The organism is Bradyrhizobium sp. USDA 4516, from assembly GCF_054055915.1.
In genome coordinates this window covers 7,411,816-7,428,749 of record NZ_JBSRXT010000001.1, presented here as the reverse complement: position 1 = coordinate 7,428,749, position 16,934 = coordinate 7,411,816, and the positions used below count along the sequence as shown (strand labels likewise).

At 64.6% G+C, this 16,934-nt stretch carries 18 protein-coding genes; 5 read left to right on the top strand and 13 right to left on the bottom strand.

Features of this window, described 5'->3' with window-relative positions:
* Together ACVI1L_RS34095 and ACVI1L_RS34090 are read left to right on the top strand one after the other, a co-directional pair.
* Positions 1–1,104 (top strand): serine/threonine protein kinase, encoded by a 1,104-nt coding sequence (locus tag ACVI1L_RS34095; RefSeq protein WP_456784906.1) that lies wholly within the window; start codon positions 1–3, stop codon positions 1,102–1,104.
* An 86-nt stretch (positions 1,105–1,190) separates the two neighbouring features.
* Entirely contained in the window at positions 1,191–1,475 is a 285-nt protein-coding gene (locus ACVI1L_RS34090) for a DUF1488 family protein (RefSeq protein WP_456784905.1), read from the top strand.
* On the opposite strand, the gene ACVI1L_RS34085 is transcribed toward ACVI1L_RS34090, so the two are convergent.
* The 5 genes from ACVI1L_RS34085 to yajC are packed head-to-tail and all read right to left on the bottom strand — an operon-like array spanning position 1,472 to position 5,764.
* The gene (locus ACVI1L_RS34085) at positions 1,472–2,335 is read right to left on the bottom strand and encodes a phytoene/squalene synthase family protein (protein ID WP_229193121.1); all 864 of its coding nucleotides are present in this window, start codon (positions 2,333–2,335) and stop codon (positions 1,472–1,474) included. The two genes, ACVI1L_RS34090 and ACVI1L_RS34085, sit on opposite strands and share 4 nt — an antisense overlap.
* Positions 2,332–2,715: an Mth938-like domain-containing protein gene (locus tag ACVI1L_RS34080; protein WP_018271534.1), complete on the bottom strand. Its 384-nt coding sequence runs from the start codon at positions 2,713–2,715 to the stop codon at positions 2,332–2,334. Before ACVI1L_RS34080 ends, ACVI1L_RS34085 begins: the two co-directional genes overlap by 4 nt.
* Positions 2,716–2,721: 6 nt before the next feature.
* Entirely contained in the window at positions 2,722–3,756 is a 1,035-nt protein-coding gene (secF, locus tag ACVI1L_RS34075) for a protein translocase subunit SecF (RefSeq protein ID WP_168858627.1), read from the bottom strand.
* 10 nt (positions 3,757–3,766) lie between these two features.
* Entirely contained in the window at positions 3,767–5,368 is a 1,602-nt protein-coding gene (gene secD / locus ACVI1L_RS34070; protein ID WP_016846892.1) for a protein translocase subunit SecD, read from the bottom strand.
* 39 nt (positions 5,369–5,407) lie between these two features.
* Positions 5,408–5,764: a preprotein translocase subunit YajC gene (yajC, locus tag ACVI1L_RS34065; protein WP_026192737.1), complete on the bottom strand. Its 357-nt coding sequence runs from the start codon at positions 5,762–5,764 to the stop codon at positions 5,408–5,410.
* A gap of 190 nt (positions 5,765–5,954) precedes the next feature.
* On the opposite strand from yajC, the gene ACVI1L_RS34060 reads away from it, so the two are divergent.
* Positions 5,955–6,938: an ATP-binding protein gene (locus tag ACVI1L_RS34060; protein WP_456784904.1), complete on the top strand. Its 984-nt coding sequence runs from the start codon at positions 5,955–5,957 to the stop codon at positions 6,936–6,938.
* Positions 6,939–7,129: 191 nt separating this feature from the next.
* Complete coding sequence (locus tag ACVI1L_RS34055) at positions 7,130–8,158, top strand: IS110 family RNA-guided transposase (protein WP_057016162.1); 1,029 nt, start codon at positions 7,130–7,132, stop codon at positions 8,156–8,158.
* 455 nt (positions 8,159–8,613) lie between these two features.
* Here the strand turns inward: ACVI1L_RS34055 and ACVI1L_RS34050 are convergent, their stop codons facing one another.
* Together ACVI1L_RS34050 and ACVI1L_RS34045 are read right to left on the bottom strand one after the other, a co-directional pair.
* Positions 8,614–10,005 (bottom strand): LysM peptidoglycan-binding domain-containing M23 family metallopeptidase, encoded by a 1,392-nt coding sequence (locus tag ACVI1L_RS34050; RefSeq protein ID WP_076828627.1) that lies wholly within the window; start codon positions 10,003–10,005, stop codon positions 8,614–8,616.
* 110 nt (positions 10,006–10,115) lie between these two features.
* Positions 10,116–10,772, bottom strand: a complete 657-nt coding sequence (locus ACVI1L_RS34045; RefSeq protein ID WP_057018533.1) for a protein-L-isoaspartate(D-aspartate) O-methyltransferase — start codon at positions 10,770–10,772, stop codon at positions 10,116–10,118.
* Between the two features lie 536 nt (positions 10,773–11,308).
* Here ACVI1L_RS34045 and ACVI1L_RS34040 point away from each other — a divergent pair.
* Positions 11,309–11,686, top strand: coding sequence for a response regulator (locus ACVI1L_RS34040; RefSeq protein WP_026192734.1), 378 nt, complete (start codon positions 11,309–11,311; stop codon positions 11,684–11,686).
* A gap of 108 nt (positions 11,687–11,794) precedes the next feature.
* Here ACVI1L_RS34040 and surE read toward each other — a convergent pair whose 3' ends face one another.
* The 6 genes from surE to ACVI1L_RS34010 all read right to left on the bottom strand — a co-directional run bounded on the left by surE (position 11,795) and on the right by ACVI1L_RS34010 (position 16,927).
* Positions 11,795–12,562, bottom strand: coding sequence for a 5'/3'-nucleotidase SurE (gene surE / locus ACVI1L_RS34035; protein ID WP_028332131.1), 768 nt, complete (start codon positions 12,560–12,562; stop codon positions 11,795–11,797).
* A 79-nt stretch (positions 12,563–12,641) separates the two neighbouring features.
* Positions 12,642–13,670, bottom strand: a complete 1,029-nt coding sequence (locus ACVI1L_RS34030) for a flagellar biosynthesis protein FlhF (protein WP_316398359.1) — start codon at positions 13,668–13,670, stop codon at positions 12,642–12,644.
* Between the two features lie 13 nt (positions 13,671–13,683).
* Positions 13,684–15,015 carry a serine--tRNA ligase gene (gene serS, locus ACVI1L_RS34025; RefSeq protein ID WP_141340436.1) on the bottom strand — a complete coding sequence of 444 codons (1,332 nt, stop codon included), beginning with the start codon at positions 15,013–15,015 and terminating at the stop codon, positions 13,684–13,686.
* A gap of 202 nt (positions 15,016–15,217) precedes the next feature.
* Positions 15,218–16,015 (bottom strand): twin-arginine translocase subunit TatC, encoded by a 798-nt coding sequence (gene tatC, locus ACVI1L_RS34020; RefSeq protein WP_038381092.1) that lies wholly within the window; start codon positions 16,013–16,015, stop codon positions 15,218–15,220.
* Positions 16,012–16,533: a Sec-independent protein translocase protein TatB gene (gene tatB / locus ACVI1L_RS34015; protein ID WP_229192060.1), complete on the bottom strand. Its 522-nt coding sequence runs from the start codon at positions 16,531–16,533 to the stop codon at positions 16,012–16,014. The genes tatC and tatB overlap by 4 nt, the downstream gene beginning before the upstream one ends.
* 160 nt (positions 16,534–16,693) lie before the next feature.
* On the bottom strand, positions 16,694–16,927 hold the full coding sequence (locus ACVI1L_RS34010) for a twin-arginine translocase TatA/TatE family subunit (protein ID WP_016846882.1): 234 nt from the start codon (positions 16,925–16,927) through the stop codon (positions 16,694–16,696).
* Between the last annotated feature and the right edge of the window lie 7 nt (positions 16,928–16,934).

Sequence of the window (16,934 nt, the reverse complement as noted above, 5' to 3'; positions counted from 1 at the left end):
ATGAGCTTGCCGAAAGACGATGACGCCACCCTGTCGGTGCGGTGGAGCCAGGGCGTGCTGCTCAAGCGCGACGTGTTCTCGACCGTCGAGCGCGGCCGCTTCCGCGCCGATGACGGCGAGGTCGACGGCGTGCTGCGCCGGCTCGATCAGGTGCCGTTCTGGTCGTTCGCCCTGGCGCTGCATCTGTTCTCCCGCGAGCGCCGCGCGCTGACCTTGGCGCGCGACCTCGACGTCGGGCCGAAGCTGTTGTGGGCCGGCCGTCGCGCGCTGGTCCGTGGCTTCATCGACGGCGCGGCGCTGCATCTGGCGAAGCCGCACGGCGACGTCGCCTATTTTCGTTCCGCCAAGGCCGCGTTGCGCAAGCTGCATCGCGCCGGCATCTGCCACAACGATCTCGCCAAGGAGCAGAACTGGCTGGTCGGCCGCGATGGCTGCGCCTACCTCACCGACTTCCAGCTTGCCGCCTGCTTCAAGACCCGCAGCCGACTGTTCCGCATCGCCGCCTATGAGGATCTGCGGCATCTGTTGAAGCACAAGCGCAGCTACGCGCCGGAGGCGTTGACGCCGAAGGAGCGCAAGGTGCTCGCAAAGAAGTCCGCGGTCGCCAGCATCTGGCTCAAGACCGGCAAGAAGGTCTATCAGGCGATCACGCGCGGCATCTTCAATTTCACCGACCGCGAAGGCGGCGGCCGGAGGCTGGTCAACGACGCCCCGGTATTGATCGATCTGATCCGCAAGAATCCGCAGGTGCGCGACACGGCGATCGTCGCCTTTGCCGACCGGCGCGTCGGCGTCGGACTCTACGCCTTCGTCGAGGCGGACCAGTCCGCGCTGGAAAAGACTCTGCGCAGTGAGCTTACCGCAGCCGGGGGCGTCAAGCCGCCCGAACACATCCAGGTCGTGCATGCGCTGCCGCGCGATGCCGCCGGCAAGCCGCGCACCGAAATCCTGCAGCTCGTCGCCATGAACCAGATCGACCTGATCGAACCGATGATGCGCAGCGACGCCGATCGCGAGTTCCTCAAGGATATCCTCGAGCAACGCAAGAATTTGCGCGACCGCTTCAATTTTGAAGTCGCCGAGATGGACCGGCCGGCAGGTTAGAGCGCGCTTCTCGGCGCGTGGCCCTCGACAAACGCGGCGCGAAGCTTCACTCTTTGCGAGGGGTAGCGCGTCGAGGGACAAGTTTAATGCCACTCACCCGTGGCCGGATCGGGGGATACGATTCCGAACGACTGGCGTTCGGATTCACCATGATGAACGGCGACCATGAAATCGAATGCCAGATCAGCGACGCCGCACTGGACGAGCTGGCCGGCACGCGCGGAACGGCGAGCATGGCGCGGCAAGCCCAGTTCGTTGCGCTGCGCGACGCGGTCGAACAGATCGCATCCGACGTCTATGACAGCGGCCCGATGGTCAAGGGCAGAACGATCCGGATCTTCACCAAGCACATCTCGAAGGAGCAGATCTAGCGACCGAACTCCTCCGTGCGCGCGGCTCGCCACAACGTCCAGAGCGTGCGCAGGCGCGAAACCGGCTTCGGCGAGAACGGGTCGTAGTCCTCCCTCCTCGCCCGGTTCAACTCTCGCCTCACGCAAGCGAGCGGCAGGAAGATCGGCCTCACGCCGGACGGGACATCCGCAAGCAGCCCGAATGCGGTCTTGAGATGGCCCTGGGCCTCGTCCGCAAGCTGATCGATCGCGGCACGGATGTTCGGCGTCACCTTGCCGGCAAACACCTCCTCCTTGCTGCCGCCGTGCTGCTGCAGCAGCTGTAACGGCAGAAACAGCTGCTGCCGTGCGGCGTCGCGTCCGAACGAAGCGATGACCTGCGCCATGCCCTGGGCAAGACCCGCATGACGGGCCAGGTGATCAATCGCCTCCGACGGTCGCGCCACCACGCGCGTAGCCTGCGAGAACAGCACTGAGGCCGTGGCGTCGAGATAGCCCTCGAGCGCGGCCAGCGACGGCATCGGGTCGTTGTAGAGATCGAACTGGTGCTCCTCGACCAGCTGCGAGAATGGTGAGACCGGCAGACGGTGATTGCGGATCGTGTGCAGCAGTTCTGCCGCGACCGGATTGCCCTCGACGCCGCCATGGCCCGCGCCGGCCAGCATGTCGGTCCACCATTGCAGCCGCATCTCGCCGGGCAGCGGCTGGCTGACCTGCTCGTGCACGCGCGAGACCTCGATATTGAAGGCGTAGATCGCAAGCATCGCGCGCCGTTCCGGACCTGGCAGGAACAAGGTCGACGCGTAGCGCACGAAGTCATGGCTCCGCACCAGATCGGCGCAGAAGGCCGCGCCGTCCTTCGGCGCCTCCGTCGCGCTCATGGCACCGCGATCAGCGCCGCCGCGACGCGACGCCGCTCGCCCAGCATGATGTTGTAGGTGCGGATCGCAGGTCCCGTCTGCATCGGATCGAGCACCACCCGCACGGCCCGCAGGGCCTCGCGCAGGCCCTTCGGCGGGACCCAGACGTCGGTGCCGGTGCCGACGATCAGCGTGTCGATCGCATTGGCGGCCGCGAACACCTTTTGCAGCGAGTACTCGTCGATCTCCTGCGGCCTGGTGACCGGCCAGGCCCAGATCGAGTCAGGCAGGCACAAGAGCGAGCCGCGGTGCGACATATCGGCAAACGCGAAGCCGCCCTTGCCGTAGGCCTCGATCGGCGCCGACCTCGGAAGATGGGGAGCGTCCGAGGAGTTGCTCATGACCGGCTACTTCTTGGCTGCCGCCGTGTCCGGCTTCTTGGCCGGCGCGTCCTGCGCCGCCTCTCCACCCCGCGTGGTGTGAACACCGAGATAGATCAGGATCGGCGCCGCGATGAAAATCGAGGTGTAGGTGCCGACCAACACCACGCCGAACATCATGACCGCGGTGAAGCTGTGGATCGCCTGGCCGCCGAACAGCAGCAGCGCGAGCAAAGCCAGCGTCACCGTGACGTGGGTGATGATCGAGCGCGACAGCGTCGAATTGATCGATTCGTTCAGCAGCTGCGGCATCGGCATCTTTTTGTAGCGCCGCAGCATCTCGCGGATGCGATCGTAGATCACGACGGTGTCGTTGAGCGAGTAGCCGAGAATCGTCAGCAGCGCCGCGATGCTGGTGAGGTCGAAATCGACCTGGGTGATCGACATGAAGCCGATCGTGAGCACGATGTCGTGGACATTGGCGATCATGGCGCCGAGCGCGAACTGCCATTCGAACCGGAACCAAAGGTAGATCAGGATGCCCATGATCGCGAACATCAGGCCGATCATGCCGTAGGCCAGCAGTTCGCCGGAGACGCGCGGTCCCACCACCTCGACGCGACGGTAGTCGACGGATTCGCCGAGCGCGCCGCGCACTTTCGTCACCGCATCCTGCTGCGCCTTGTCGCCGCCGGGCTGCTCGGCGACGCGGATCAGGACTTCCGCCGGACCGCCGAACTGCTGCAGCTGCACCTCGCCGAGGCCAAGACCGTTCAAGGTGGTGCGCATCGCGGCGATGTCGGCGGTGCCGGATTTCGCCTGCACCTCCAGCAGCGTGCCGCCCTTGAAGTCGATGCCGAAATTCAGGCCGTGGGTGAAGAACAGCGTGATGGCAAGGATCGAGAGCAGCGCCGAGATCGGGAAGCTGATGCGGCGAAAGCGGGTGAAATCGAAATGGGTGTCGTCCGGCACGATGCGCAGCGGCGGCAGCAGGCCGAGCGCCGCGACCACGGTCAACACGGCGATCAGGATGCCAAGGCCAATGAGAACGGTATGAGTCACAACAGGCCTCTCAGATCGGCACGGTTTGCGGCCGCTTCCACCGCACCCAGCCGGCGACGATCAGGCGCGTCAGGGTAAAGGCGGTGAACACCGTGGTGATGATGCCGATGCCGAGCGTCACGGCAAAGCCGCGGACCGGTCCGGTGCCGATGTAGAACAGCACGGCGGCGGCGATGAAGGTGGTGATGTTGGAGTCGAGGATGGTCGCCAATGCCCGCTTGAAGCCGGCGTCGATCGCCGAGATCGCGTTGCGGCCGCCGCGCAGTTCCTCGCGGATGCGCTCGTAGATCAGCACGTTGGAGTCGACCGCGATGCCGACGGTGAGCACGATGCCGGCGATGCCCGGCAACGTCAGCGTGGCGTTGAGCAGCGACAGCAGTCCGAAGATCATGGCGACGTTGATCGCCACCGCGATGTTGGCGAACACGCCGAACAGCCGATAGGTGATCAGCATGAACACGATGACCAGGATCGAGCCGACATAGGCCGCGAGCTCGCCCTTCTCGATCGAGTCCTGCCCGAGGCCGGGACCGACGGTACGCTCTTCGATCACGGTCAGCGGCGCCGGCAGCGCGCCGGCACGCATCAGGATCGCCAGATCGTTGGCCGACTGCACCGTGAAGCTGCCGGAGATCTGGCCCTGTCCGCCGGTGATCGGTTCACGGATCACGGGTGCCGAGATCACCTTGTTGTCGAGCACGATCGCAAACGGCTGGCCGACATTTTCGGCCGTCGCCTGGGCAAATTTGCGCGCTCCCGACGTATTGAACTTGAAGCTGACGATCGCCTCGCCGGTGCGCTGGTCAAAGCCGGGCTGGGCATCGGAGAGCTCGCCTCCGGAAACCAGAACCTGCTTCTTGACGACATACGGAACCGGCGGCGGTGACGCGCTCATCAAGAGCTCGGAGTCCGGTGGCAGGCGGCCCTGCTGGGCCTGGTCCGGCGACACCGAGCTGTCGACCATGCGGAATTCCATCTTGGCGGTCTTGCCGAGCAGCTCCTTCAGGCGGGTCGGATCCTGCAGGCCCGGCACCTGGACCAGGATGCGGTCGGTGCCCTGACGCTGGATCACCGGCTCGACCGTGCCGAGCTCGTTGACGCGCCGTTCGACGATCTGGATCGATTGCTCGATGGTCTGCCGGATGCGCTCGGTGATCGCGGCCTGCGGGACCGTCAGGCGGATCAGGCCGCCGCCGGCGTCGGCAACCTCGAGGCTGCGCTGGCCGCTGGAGCCGAGCAGGCCGCCGAGCGGCTGCGACAGCTCGCGGAGCTTCGACAGCGCCGTCGCCTGGTCGCCTTCCTTGGAGATGCGGACTTCCACCGCGTCGTTACGCGTGTTGAGGCCGGTGTAGCCGATCTTGGCTTCACGAAGCACCTTCCGGACATCGTCGCGGATCTGGTCGAGCTTCTCCTTCTTCACGTAGTTGGAGTCGACTTCGAGCAGCAGATAGGAGCCGCCCTGCAAATCGAGGCCGAGGACCAGGCGCCGCTGCGCCCAGGCCGGCCAGGTCTTCACCTGCGCTTCGGGGAAGAAATTGGGCACGGCGCACAGGCAGACCACCAGCGCTGTCAGGATAATCCCCAGCGCTCGCCACCGCGTGAAATACAACATCGAGTTGACCCGTCAGATTCCAAAAAGGCGCCGCGGCAATCAGCTCGCGGACGCCTCGTCCTTGGCGTCGCCCTTCGCCGGCTCACCCTTGGTACGCACACCCGAGATCATCTGGCGCATCTGGCGCACGCGAACGCCGTCCGAAATCTCGAACTCGATCTGGTCGTCGTCGACCACCTTGGTCACCTTGCCGACCAGGCCGCCCGAGGTCACCACGGTGTCGCCGCGGCGGATGTTCTTCACGAGGTCCGCATGGTCGCGCACCTTCTTCTGCTGCGGGCGCAGAATCAGGAAGTACATGATGACGAAGATCAGCGCGAATGGCAGCAGCGACATCAACATGCTGTTGGTGTCACCAGTCGCTCCAGCCTGGGCAAACGCAGGAGTAATCAGCATTCGGACGATCCTCGGATAAGACGGGAAAGAACCGGCAGCGCCCTCGGATTCGGGGCGGTATGGCGGTCCGGACAAATTCGCGCGGACTATAGCGGCCGCGGTCCCAATTGCAACGTTAACGGACCCTCATTTAGGGCGCTTGCGGGACCGCCGCCAGCCCGATAAGGCTGCGCCGTCAGGAACTGGACAAATGCCGAAAAAAGCCAAGAAAACGACCAGTAAAACAACCCGCAAAACCACCCCCAAGGCTGCCGCCAAGCGCGCTGAAAACGCCGCGACAAAACGCCCGGTAACGGCGCTCGACGGCGCAGCGGCCGAGCGGATCGCAAACGCCCTGGAGGTCATCGCCGGCCGCCTCGCGGACGCCTCCCCGGCCCTCGATCCGGCCGAGAGCTTCGGCGCCGCGGACGCCTTCGTCTGGCATCCGGACGGGCGCCTCGCCCCGGTGCCGCGCGTCAGCCGCGTCGAGATCGGCCTGCTCAAGGGCGTCGACCGGATGCGCGATATCCTGATGGAGAACACCGAGCGCTTCGCCGACGGCCTGCCCGCCAACAATGCGCTGCTCTGGGGCGCCCGCGGCATGGGCAAGTCGTCGCTGGTCAAGGCCACCCATGCCAGCATCAATCTCGACCGCAAGCCGGCCGACCGGCTGAAGCTGATCGAGATCCACCGCGAGGACATCGAGAGCCTGCCCGGCCTGATGGAGCTGCTGCGCAGCTCGTCCTTCCGCTTCATTGTGTTCTGCGACGACCTCTCGTTCGACGGCAACGATGCCTCATACAAGTCGCTGAAGGCCGTGCTGGAAGGCGGCATCGAGGGGCGCCCCGACAACGTCATCCTCTATGCGACCTCGAACCGGCGGCATCTGCTGGCGCGCGAGATGATCGAGAACGAACGCTCGACCGCGATCAATCCCGGCGAAGCGGTCGAGGAAAAGGTGTCGCTGTCGGACCGCTTCGGCCTCTGGCTCGGCTTCCACCGCTGCAGCCAGGACGAATACCTCGCGATGGTGAGGGGCTATTGCGACCATTACGGCATCAAGATCGCCGAGGACGAACTCGAGCGCGAGGCGCTCGAATGGTCGACCACCCGCGGCTCGCGCTCGGGCCGCGTCGCCTGGCAGTACACGCAGGAACTCGCAGGCCGGCTCGGCGTGCGGCTTAGTGGCAATTAACAGGAATGGGAGGCATAGCCCTCCCGTCATCGCCTGTGTAGATGGGGTAACGGGCCGGCCGCCCGCTCGCTACGGCGCAATTTGGAAGCGCGCTCGCGAGCGGCCTGTTGGTTGGAAGGCGGTCGTCCCTCAAACTGATGGTGTTCAACGGAGTCGGGCAAGCCCGCTCCAAGCATCATTAAGGGACGACCATGTACCACTATGCAGGAATTGACGTGTCTTTGGAATGCTCGAGCGTTTGCCTTGTCGATGGGACAGGCAAGATTTTGCGCGAGACGAAGGTTGCGAGCGAGCCGGCGGCGCTGATCGCCTGGTTCCGGTCGCTGGGTCTGGTACTGGAACGGATCGGGCTGGAGGCAGGCCCCTTGTCGCAATGGCTGTATGCGGGTCTGCGAGACGCAGGGCTTGCGGTCGAGCTGCTGGAAACGCGGCACGTTCGCGAAGCCTTCAAGTCGATGCCGGTGAAGACGGACCGCAACGATGCCCGCCGGATCGCGCAGTTGATGCGGCTCGGCTGGTTCCGGCCGGTGCACTGCAAGTCGGTCGCGGCGCAGGAGACCCGCGCCATCCTGACGGCGCGCAAGCTGCTGCAATCCAAGCTTCGCGATGTCGAGAACAGCCTGCGCGGCATACTTCGCGGTTTTGGCCTGAAGGTCGGTGCGACCACCGAGCGCACGTTCGCCGGGCGCATCCGCGAGCTCGTGACCGGCCATCCCGGACTGGAGTTGGTCGCGGCGGCGCTGCTCCAAGCCCATGCGGTGCTGCTGCGGGAGTTCAAGAGCCTGGACAAGCACACCCAGAAGCTCGCCAGGACGCATCCATCCGCCAAGCTCCTGATGACAACGCCGTCCGTTGGTCCGATCGTGGCGCTCACCTATGCCGCGGCGATCGACGACCCGAAGCGCTTCCGCTCCTCGAAGGCCACGGGAGCCCACTTTGGGCTCACCCCGAAGAAGTACCAGTCCGGTGAGACCGACTACACCGGCCGCATCAGCAAGATCGGGGATGCCTCCGTGCGCGAGGCGCTCTACCAGGCAGCTCACGTCATGCTGACCAAGCCGGTCAAGAATTGCTCGGCATTGAAGAGCTGGGCGATGCGGATCGCCCGGCGCGCAGGCATGCGCAAGGCCAAGGTAGCGCTGGCTCGCAAGCTCGCCGTGATCCTGCATCGCATGCTCGCCGACACCAAACCGTTCAACCCGATGACCAAGGCCATCTAGCCAGGAGCAGCAATCGGTTCCGGGCGGGCCACGACACCAGGCTCTCCCCGAGCGAAGTCCCTCCGCTGGGACGATGGATCCGGTCAGGCCGCCATCCGGGAAGTGGCTCACGACCACGCAATCCGTAGATTGGCCGGCCGGCTCCTCAATGCACCCCATCAGGCGACGGCCTTCGCGCCGATCCCGTACAGAAGCAAGTGCCCGGCGAGTGGATGACGCGAAAAGGGATTGACTAACCAAGGCCCGTTACAGAAGCCCGGATGAAGCGCAGCGCAATCCGGGATCGGTGCACGCCGCGGGTGAGCTCCCGGATTTCGCTTCACTCCATCCGGGCTACGCGGCTGAGCGGCAAGTAATCGTCGCTGCAATCGTCAAAACAAAACGGGGGAGGCTTGCGCCTCCCCCGCTGTCTTTGTTGTGAGACTTGGAAGTCCCTTGAAGTCCCGACGCGTAGCTTACGCGCCGTTGAGGAACTGGAGCGGATCGACCGGCGACGATCCCTTGCGGATCTCGAAGTGGAGCTGCGGCGAACCCGCCTCGCCGGACTGGCCCGACTTGGCAATTACCTGACCGCGCTTGATGGTATCGCCGCGCTTCACCAGGATTTCGCTCGCATGGGCGTAGGCGGTGACGTAGCCATTGGAATGACGGACCAGCACGAGATTGCCGTAGCCCTTCAGCTCATTGCCCGAATAGGCGACGACGCCGTCTTCGGCAGCTTTCACCGGCGTACCCTCGGGCACCGCGACGTTGATGCCGTCATTGACCTTGCCGTTGGTCTTCGAGCCGTAGGCGGTGATGACCTTGCCGCGCACCGGCCAGCGGAACGTCGGCAACGCGCCGGTGGCCTCGCTCGACTTGGTGACGACGGGCGCTTCAGCGGCGGCCGCCGGCTGCTCGACCGTCGCGGTTGGCTGGACCAGCCGCGCGCTCTGCTGCGGCAACGCGGTTGCAACAACCTTCGGGGCCGCGACCGCCGGCGCCGGAGCCACGGCAGCAACCGGCGCGGCGGCAACAGGTTGCGCAACGGGCGCGGGTGCCGCCATCGCCGTCTTGGCGCCGGGCACCACGAGCTTCATGCCGAGGCTCAGCCGGGCCGACTGGTCGAGGTTGTTGGCGCGGGCGAGCTCGGCCACCGGGATGTGGTGCTGACGCGCGATGCTGTGCAGCGTGTCGCCGCGATTGACATAGTGGACGCCGGCGGGCGCGGCTGCCACGGCGACAGGGCGCGCGGCCGGTGCGGCCATTGCCGGCGCCGCGGCCGATGCGGTCGGACGCGGAATGACCAGCTGCTGGCCGGGCGACAGCGCGCGCGGTCCCTTGTAGCCGTTGGCGCGCAGGATCTCGGCGGTCGAGACGTTGTAGCGGCGTGCCAGCACTTCCAGCGTATCGCTGGTGCCGACGATGATGGTGGTGCCGTTGTGCCCGGCAGGGGCTGCGGCGACCGAATGCGGAACGGTGCCGGTGGATTCGATCTGCGGACGCGCGGGCGGCGGCGTGTAGGACGAGACCCCGCGCCCTCCTCCGGAGACGCCGGCATTGCCATTGGCGACCGGATAGGACTGCGGCGCCGCTGCGACCGGCGGCGGCAACGGCTGTGACTGGTATTGCGAATACTGCGGTTGCGTTCGCGGCCGCGCGTATTGCGGCAACTCGCGCGGCGGCGGCGCCTGCTGCACGGTGCCGGTCGGCTGCGGATCAAACGCAAACGGATTTTGCGAGTAGGAGTTTTGCGAGAAGCGCGACGACATATCGGCGCTGCAACCGGCAAAAGCCATGGACATCAGCGTCAGCACCGCAACCTGCGGTACGCGACGCGAGCGAAGCAACTCAACAACCCCAGACATGGTTACTCACTCGTACGCAACAAAAGACTGTTTTGAGTAAACACGTACCGAGTAAATAACCGCTTAACCCTGCGAATAAGGCGTTGGTGCCAAGCAGCAAATCGCCAAATTTACAATTCGCGCGCGATTCCCGGCAACGCCGGCACAAAGCGGACGTCGACCAATTCCTTGCGGTCGAAGCGGTTCTCGGTCCGCACCACGCGGACGAGGGTCTGGATACCCTGATGCGGCCCGACCGGGGCGATCAGGATGCCGCCGGGTTCGAGCCGCTCCAAGAGCTTCTCCGGGATCTGCTCCATCGCCGCGGTGACGATGATGCGGTCGAAGTCGCCTGCCCCGGCCGGAACGTCGAAACCGTCCCCGAGCAGCACCTCGATATTGTAATAACCCAGCTTTTCGAGGCGCTTGCGGGCGCCGTCGGCCAGCGTCCGGTAGCGCTCGATGGTCAGCACCTGCTTGCACAACCGGGACAGCACGGCCGCCTGATAGCCCGAGCCGGTGCCGATTTCGAGCACGCGATGGTCCTTCTGCAGTTTCAACTGCTCGGTCATGTAGGCCACGACGAAAGGCTGGCTGATGGTCTGCCCACAGGCGATCGCAAGCGCGCTGTCGCGATAGGCCTCGTTGCGATCGCGCGGATCGACGAAGACCTCGCGCGGCACCTCCTCCATCGTACGCAGCACCGCCTGATCGCTCACCCCACGCCGCCGCAGGGTCAGCTGAAACATCATCTTCTCGGTCGGATCGGGGTTCACGGCCATGTTCATCAGCGTCTCTGGGCGGCAGCGCGGAATCTTGCCCTCTAGTGTGCTGAATGCGAAGTTCGTGCGATTTCGCGGCAGCCACTTTCACGAACTTCGCATTCATAAAGCACACTAGAATCATAAGTTTGCTAGTGTCCTTATCGAATCCGAAGTTCGCTCCGAAGGTGCGGCAAATGATGCGAACTTCGGATTCGGGACACTAGATGCCATTGAAATCCGAAATACCGCGTTAAGGAAAAATTTCCCGTCGCGTTTTGTTCCCGGCCAGGAACCATCGCCAGATTTGGCATTGGCGCCGGCCCGGCCCCCTCACATATAATTGGCGGCGATGCGCAGTTAACGTCTGGGTGGCGCAGATCAGGGCGCTCGTAGGGCCAACACACCTCGTTGGCTGTTGGGCAAATCTTGCGCAGCAAAGCCCGCCAGCGCGATGCGGAAAACGCTGTGGCGCGCCGGAAAAGGACCAATTCCCGAACGTTTGCATTGCGCGCTGTAATGTTATTTGCGAGCCTGATTCAGGGAAGGGCAAGGATTCCATCATGACAGCGATACGGCCGGCGGGCTGTTCAGTTTTCCTCGTAGAGGACGAGGTCATGATCCGGATGATGGTCGCCGATATGCTGGAGGAACTCGGCCATAGCGTTGCGGCCGAGGCCGGCGAGATCGGCGAAGCGGTCAAGCTTGCGCAATCGACCGAATTCGACCTCGCGATCCTCGACGTCAACGTCAATGGCAAGGTGATCACCCCGGTCGCCGAACTGATCAACGCCCGCAACCGCCCCTTCATCTTCGCGACCGGCTATGGCTCGTCCGGCCTGCCTCCGGAGTATCGCGACCGTCCGGCGCTGCAAAAGCCCTTCCAGCTGGAAACGCTGGCCCAGGTGATCTCCAGCGCGATGAAGGGCGCGCCGGTCTAGCCGCAAGTTGCGCGCGTAGCCCGGATGGAGCGAAGCGTAATCCGGGGACTTCACAATACGGGTTCCGGATTTCGCTTCGCTCCATCCGGGCTACAGATTCCCCGAGGATTACTTCAGCGTATCAATCAGCGTTTCCGAAAATGCTTCATCGGTGCGGTCGAGCCGCAGCGGTGTGACCGAGACGTAGCGCGCCGCAAGCGCGGCGAGATCGGTGCCTTCGGCCGGCGCATCCATCATCGCCGCGCGCTCGAAGCCGATCCAGAAATACGGATTGCCGCGTCCGTCGTGACGGCGATCGATCTTCAGGAACCCCTGATTGCGCTTGCCCTGCCGCGTGATCCGGATGCCCTTGACGTCATCGGGCATGCAGGACGGGAAGTTGACGTTGATCACGGTGTTCCTGGGGACGCCGGCGCCGATCACCTTGCGGATGATGTCGGGCCCGAATTTCAGCGCGGTGTCCCACAGCGGCGCATTGCGCGTCTCAATCGAGAATTCCTGCGACAGCGCGAATGACGGAAAGCCCAGAATGGTGCCTTCGAGCGCGCCGGCGATGGTGCCGGAATAGACCACGTCCTCGGCGACGTTGCGGCCCTTGTTGACGCCGCTCAGCACGAGATCGGGCAGCTTGTCTCCGAGAATGTGGCGCGCGCCCATGATGACGCAATCGGTCGGCGTGCCGCGCACCGCGAAGTGACGCGGGCTGACTTCGCGGAGACGCAGCGGATCGTTGAGCGACAGCGAATGCGAGACGCCGGACTGATCGAGCTCGGGGGCAACGATCCAGACGTCGTCGGACAACGCGCGTGCGATCTGCTCGACGACCTGCAGGCCTGGAGCATGGATGCCGTCATCATTGGTGCAGAGAATTCGCATCCGTCAAAGTGCCTTTTGTTCCGATTCGGCGCGGGTATCTTACGCTGCGGCTTCTTGAGTTGACTGCCGTCTTAACCGGCTAGGGCCGCGGAGGCAAACCTGGCGATGGCCCGCGCCATCGTGCCGACGTCACGCGCCATGGACGGACAAATCGCGCGCTGCCGGCGATCTTGCGCTCGAACACCGGCCAGGCTGCTCTGGCCGGCCGCCGAACAACCGCGATCACGGGCGTTGGCCGCGGCGCCTCCGGCACTTTGACCCGTGGGGTCTGACGCAGTTCGGCCCCGAGCCCCCGGGACGCGACAGCTTCTGACCTTGGAGGCTCGGGCTTGGCAGGTTCAGGCTTTGCTTCAACCTTGGGAGCTTCAGATTTGAGAGCTTCAACCTTGGGAGCTTCAACCTTGGGCGGCTCAACCCTCCGAGCTTCCGGCCTGGCCGGCTCAAGAGCAATTGGTGCGGTTTGGCGAGGCTCAGGCTTGGGAGGCTTCGGAAGCTCCGATGTGGGGAGCTCGGACTTGATGGGATCGGCCGTGATGGGATCGGCCTTGGCCGGCGCGGTCGTGAGCGACTCAGCCTTCGGAGCTTGTAACGCGCGAGACTCAGCCCTGGACGGTTCGGGGGCGACCGAAGCCGCTTGGGGGAGCTCGGACCGCGCCGGCTCGACCTTCCGAGGCTCAACCCCGAGCGGTTCGGGTTTGGGCGGCACCGGAGCGAGCGCTTCGCCCGGCGCCGTCGCAGCCGATTTCGATTTCAGCCTGGCCAGCAGCTCCTCGATCGAGGGCACCGATGTCGCGTCAAGCGGCGCGCGCGGCGCGGCCGGCGGCGTCGCCCGGACCGGCGGTGGCGGCGACGCAATCGGTGCAGGTGGTGGCGGCAGATCTGCCGGCGCCAATTGGGCGAACTTGCCGCGCGCGATCTCCAGCGCCTTGTCGAAGTCGGGCCTGTCGATCCAGGCCTTCGATTGCACCTCGGTCACGCGCGCGTCCCACAGGCGCGCGGCCTCGATGTCGTAATAGCCCATCTGCTTCTGATTGATCAGCTGCAGACCGTGGCCCGTGACGGCCCATTGTCGACCTAGCCAGTGGATGTCACGGTGCAGCGGCATCACACTGGCCCTCGCCTCACATGCCGTGCTCGATGACCTTGAGCCCGCCCATATAGGGCTGCAGCACATCGGGCACCGCGATCGAACCATCCTGCTGCTGATAAGTCTCCATGACGGCGATCAAGGCCCGCCCGACCGCCGTGCCGGAGCCATTCAGCGTATGCACGAAGCGCGGCTTGCCGTCGGGGCCGCGATAGCGCGCGTCCATGCGACGGGCCTGGAAATCGCCGCACACCGAGCAGCTCGAAATCTCGCGATAGGCGCCGCCATCGCCCTGCCCCGGCATCCACACTTCGATGTCGTAGGTCTTCTGCGCGGAGAAGCCCATGTCGCCGGCGCACAGCGTCATTACGCGATAATGCAGGTCGAGCTTTTGCAGAACCTGCTCGGCGCAGGACAGCATGCGCTCGAGCTCATCCTTGCCGGCTTCCGGCGTCGTGATCGACACCAGCTCGACCTTTGTGAACTGGTGCTGGCGGATCATGCCGCGCGTATCGCGTCCCGCCGCGCCGGCTTCGGCACGGAAGCAAGGCGTCAGCGCGGTGAGCCGCATCGGCAGCTCCTTCTCGTCGAGGATGGATTCGCGCGCGAGGTTGGTCAGCGAGACTTCGGCGGTCGGGATCAGGCCGAGGCGCTCGCTGCGCAGATCGGCATTCGGCGACGCGAGCAATTCGCCCTTGATCGCCCAGAACTGGTCGTCCTCGAATTTCGGCAGCTGTCCGGTGCCGAACATCACGGCGTCGCGCACCAGCAGCGGCGGATTGATCTCGGTATAGCCATGCTCGCCGGTGTGCAGGTCGAGCATGAATTGCCCAATCGCGCGCTCGAGCCGCGCCAGCCCCTTCTTCAGCACGACGAAACGTGCGCCGGACAGTTTCGCCGCCGCCTCGAAATCCATATAGCCGAGCGCGGTGCCGAGATCGTCATGCAGCTTCGGCGCAAAGCCGTAGTCGCGCGTCTTGCCGTACACATGGTGCTGGACGTTGCCGTGCTCGTCGGTACCGTCGGGCACCTCGTCGAGCGGCAGGTTCGGAATCGACGACAGCTCTTTGGTCAGCTGTTCATCGGCCGTCTTCGCCGCCGCCTCGAGTTCTGGCATCGTGGTCTTCAGCTCGGCAACTTCAGCCATCAGCTTGGCCGCGCGCGCCTCGTCCTTTGCCTTCTTGGCCTCGCCGATCTCCTTCGAGGCCGCATTGCGCCGCGCCTGGGCCTTCTCCGACGCCAGGATCGCCGCCCGCCGCTTCTCGTCAATCGCCAGCAGCGACGGCGACAGGGCCTCTAACCCGCGGCGCTTCAGGCCGGCGTCGAAGGCTGTCGGGTTGTCGCGGATCGCTTTGATGTCGTGCATAAGTCAGTCCTGGCAGGCTATGCGTAAGCAACCAACATTGCGTTGGCAAACTACGGTTTGCAGTTCCACTACCACGACCGTCATCGTCAGCGAAAGCGGGTGATCCAGCATTCCAGAGACGTCGGCGTGTCACCGAGAAGCCGCGGCGTACGGGATACCCCGCTTTCGCGGGGTATGACACCGACTGTGAGGTGAAATCACCCTATTCGGCCGGATTGGTCGCCCCGGACGACGCATTCGAGGTCGCGGCCTTCTTCTCCACGATCCGGACCGCGATAATGGCGCCCTCGTAGAGCGCGAGCAGCGGGATCGCGAGCGAGGCCTGGCTCAGCACGTCGGGCGGCGTCAGCACGGCGGCGATGATGAAGGCGATCACGATGAAGTAGCGCCGCTTCTCCTTCAGCATCTTCGAGGTGACGATGCCGATGCGGCCGAGCAGCGTCAGGATCACCGGCAGCTGGAACGCGATGCCGAAGGCGAAGATCAGCGACATCATCAGCGAAAGATATTCGCCGACCTTGGGCAGCAGCTGGATCTGCGCGGTCTCCGCGCCGCCGGCCTGCTGCATGCCGAGCGAGAACCGCACCAGCATCGGCAGCACAACGAAATAGACGAGCGCCGCGCCCATCACGAAGAACACCGGAGTGGCGATCAAATACGGCAGGAACGCGTTGCGCTCATGCCGGTAGAGACCGGGCGCGACGAATTTGTAGATCTGGGTGGCGACGATCGGAAACGAGATGAAGCCGGCGCCGAACAATGCGAGCTTCAGCTGGGTGATGAAATATTCCAGCAGCGCGGTGTAGATGAACTTCGAATTCTCCGGCCCCGCGATCCAGACGAACGGCCAGACCAGCACGTTGTAGATCTGCTTGGCGAAGAAGAAGCAGATGATGAAGGCCACGCCGAAGCCGAGCAGCGCCTTGATCAGCCGCGAGCGCAGCTCGATCAGGTGATCCATCAAGGGGGCCTTGCTGGCCTCGATGTCTTCGGCGCTCATGACGCCCTCGCGTCCTTGAGCGCGTCGGGCTGTACCGGCGTCACGTCCTGCGGCGCAGGCTCGGCCTTCACCTCATTGGTGATCGCAAGCGGCTCGCTGGCTGCCGCGTGCGCCTCGGCCTCGACGAAGGTTTCCGGCGTCGGCTCGACGGGAGTCGTGGGCGTCACCGGTGTGTCACTTGACGCCACCGGTGCGTCGATTGCGGACGCGACCTGCGCATCGACCGGCTTGTCGATCTGCAGGGCGTCGCTGACGTCCTTCTGCAGCGAGGTCATAATGTTGCCGCTGGTGATGCCGGTTGCGGCCTCCTTGACCTCGTCAAAGCTCTTTTTGAGGTCGGCCATCTCGGCCTCGCGCATGGCTTCCTGGAATTGGCCCTGGAATTCGGAGGCCATCTTGCGGGCCTTGCCCATCCATTGCCCGACCATGCGCAGCACGCCCGGCAGTTCTTTCGGGCCGATGGCGATCAGCGCGACGACCGCGATGACGACCAGTTCACTCCACCCGATATCGAACATGAATTCTTCCGCCTAAGCGCGCCGCCATCGGCCCCATCGCTCCTAACAGGATCTGGGGCTGCCGGCGCCTTTTCTCAATCGGCGTCCATAGCGCGTCTGTGCGACGGCGTCACCGTTTCGCGCAAGAAAAAACGTCGAAATATGCGTCAGTACAAGCGCGTTAGACGGCCTTGCTGCCGACGTCCTGGCGCGCGGCCGACGTCGCCGCATTGTGATCGATCGACTTGGTGGGCTCGGTCTTCTCGGCGACCTTGTCGTCGTCCTGCATGCCCTTCTTGAAGGCCTTGATGCCCTGGGCGACGTCACCCATCAGATCGGAAATCTTGCCGCGTCCGAACAGCAGCAGGACCACTGCGATCACGACGATCCAGTGCCAAATGCTCAACGAACCCATCCTGCAA

Excerpts from the sequence above, each read along its gene's own strand:
- serS (WP_141340436.1), bottom strand. The coding sequence starts at position 15,015 with ATGCACGACATCAAAGCGATCCGCGACAACCCGACAGCCTTCGACGCC.
- ACVI1L_RS34080 (WP_018271534.1), bottom strand. The coding sequence starts at position 2,715 with ATGAGCAACTCCTCGGACGCTCCCCATCTTCCGAGGTCGGCGCCGATC.
- yajC (WP_026192737.1), bottom strand. The coding sequence starts at position 5,764 with ATGCTGATTACTCCTGCGTTTGCCCAGGCTGGAGCGACTGGTGACACC.
- ACVI1L_RS34060 (WP_456784904.1), top strand. The coding sequence starts at position 5,955 with ATGCCGAAAAAAGCCAAGAAAACGACCAGTAAAACAACCCGCAAAACC.
- ACVI1L_RS34010 (WP_016846882.1), bottom strand. The coding sequence starts at position 16,927 with ATGGGTTCGTTGAGCATTTGGCACTGGATCGTCGTGATCGCAGTGGTC.
- ACVI1L_RS34090 (WP_456784905.1), top strand. The coding sequence starts at position 1,191 with ATGCCACTCACCCGTGGCCGGATCGGGGGATACGATTCCGAACGACTG.
- tatC (WP_038381092.1), bottom strand. The coding sequence starts at position 16,015 with ATGAGCGCCGAAGACATCGAGGCCAGCAAGGCCCCCTTGATGGATCAC.
- ACVI1L_RS34085 (WP_229193121.1), bottom strand. The coding sequence starts at position 2,335 with ATGAGCGCGACGGAGGCGCCGAAGGACGGCGCGGCCTTCTGCGCCGAT.
- surE (WP_028332131.1), bottom strand. The coding sequence starts at position 12,562 with ATGCGAATTCTCTGCACCAATGATGACGGCATCCATGCTCCAGGCCTG.
- tatB (WP_229192060.1), bottom strand. The coding sequence starts at position 16,533 with ATGTTCGATATCGGGTGGAGTGAACTGGTCGTCATCGCGGTCGTCGCG.
- secD (WP_016846892.1), bottom strand. The coding sequence starts at position 5,368 with ATGTTGTATTTCACGCGGTGGCGAGCGCTGGGGATTATCCTGACAGCG.
- ACVI1L_RS34040 (WP_026192734.1), top strand. The coding sequence starts at position 11,309 with ATGACAGCGATACGGCCGGCGGGCTGTTCAGTTTTCCTCGTAGAGGAC.
- ACVI1L_RS34045 (WP_057018533.1), bottom strand. The coding sequence starts at position 10,772 with ATGAACATGGCCGTGAACCCCGATCCGACCGAGAAGATGATGTTTCAG.
- ACVI1L_RS34095 (WP_456784906.1), top strand. The coding sequence starts at position 1 with ATGAGCTTGCCGAAAGACGATGACGCCACCCTGTCGGTGCGGTGGAGC.
- ACVI1L_RS34055 (WP_057016162.1), top strand. The coding sequence starts at position 7,130 with ATGTACCACTATGCAGGAATTGACGTGTCTTTGGAATGCTCGAGCGTT.
- ACVI1L_RS34050 (WP_076828627.1), bottom strand. The coding sequence starts at position 10,005 with ATGTCTGGGGTTGTTGAGTTGCTTCGCTCGCGTCGCGTACCGCAGGTT.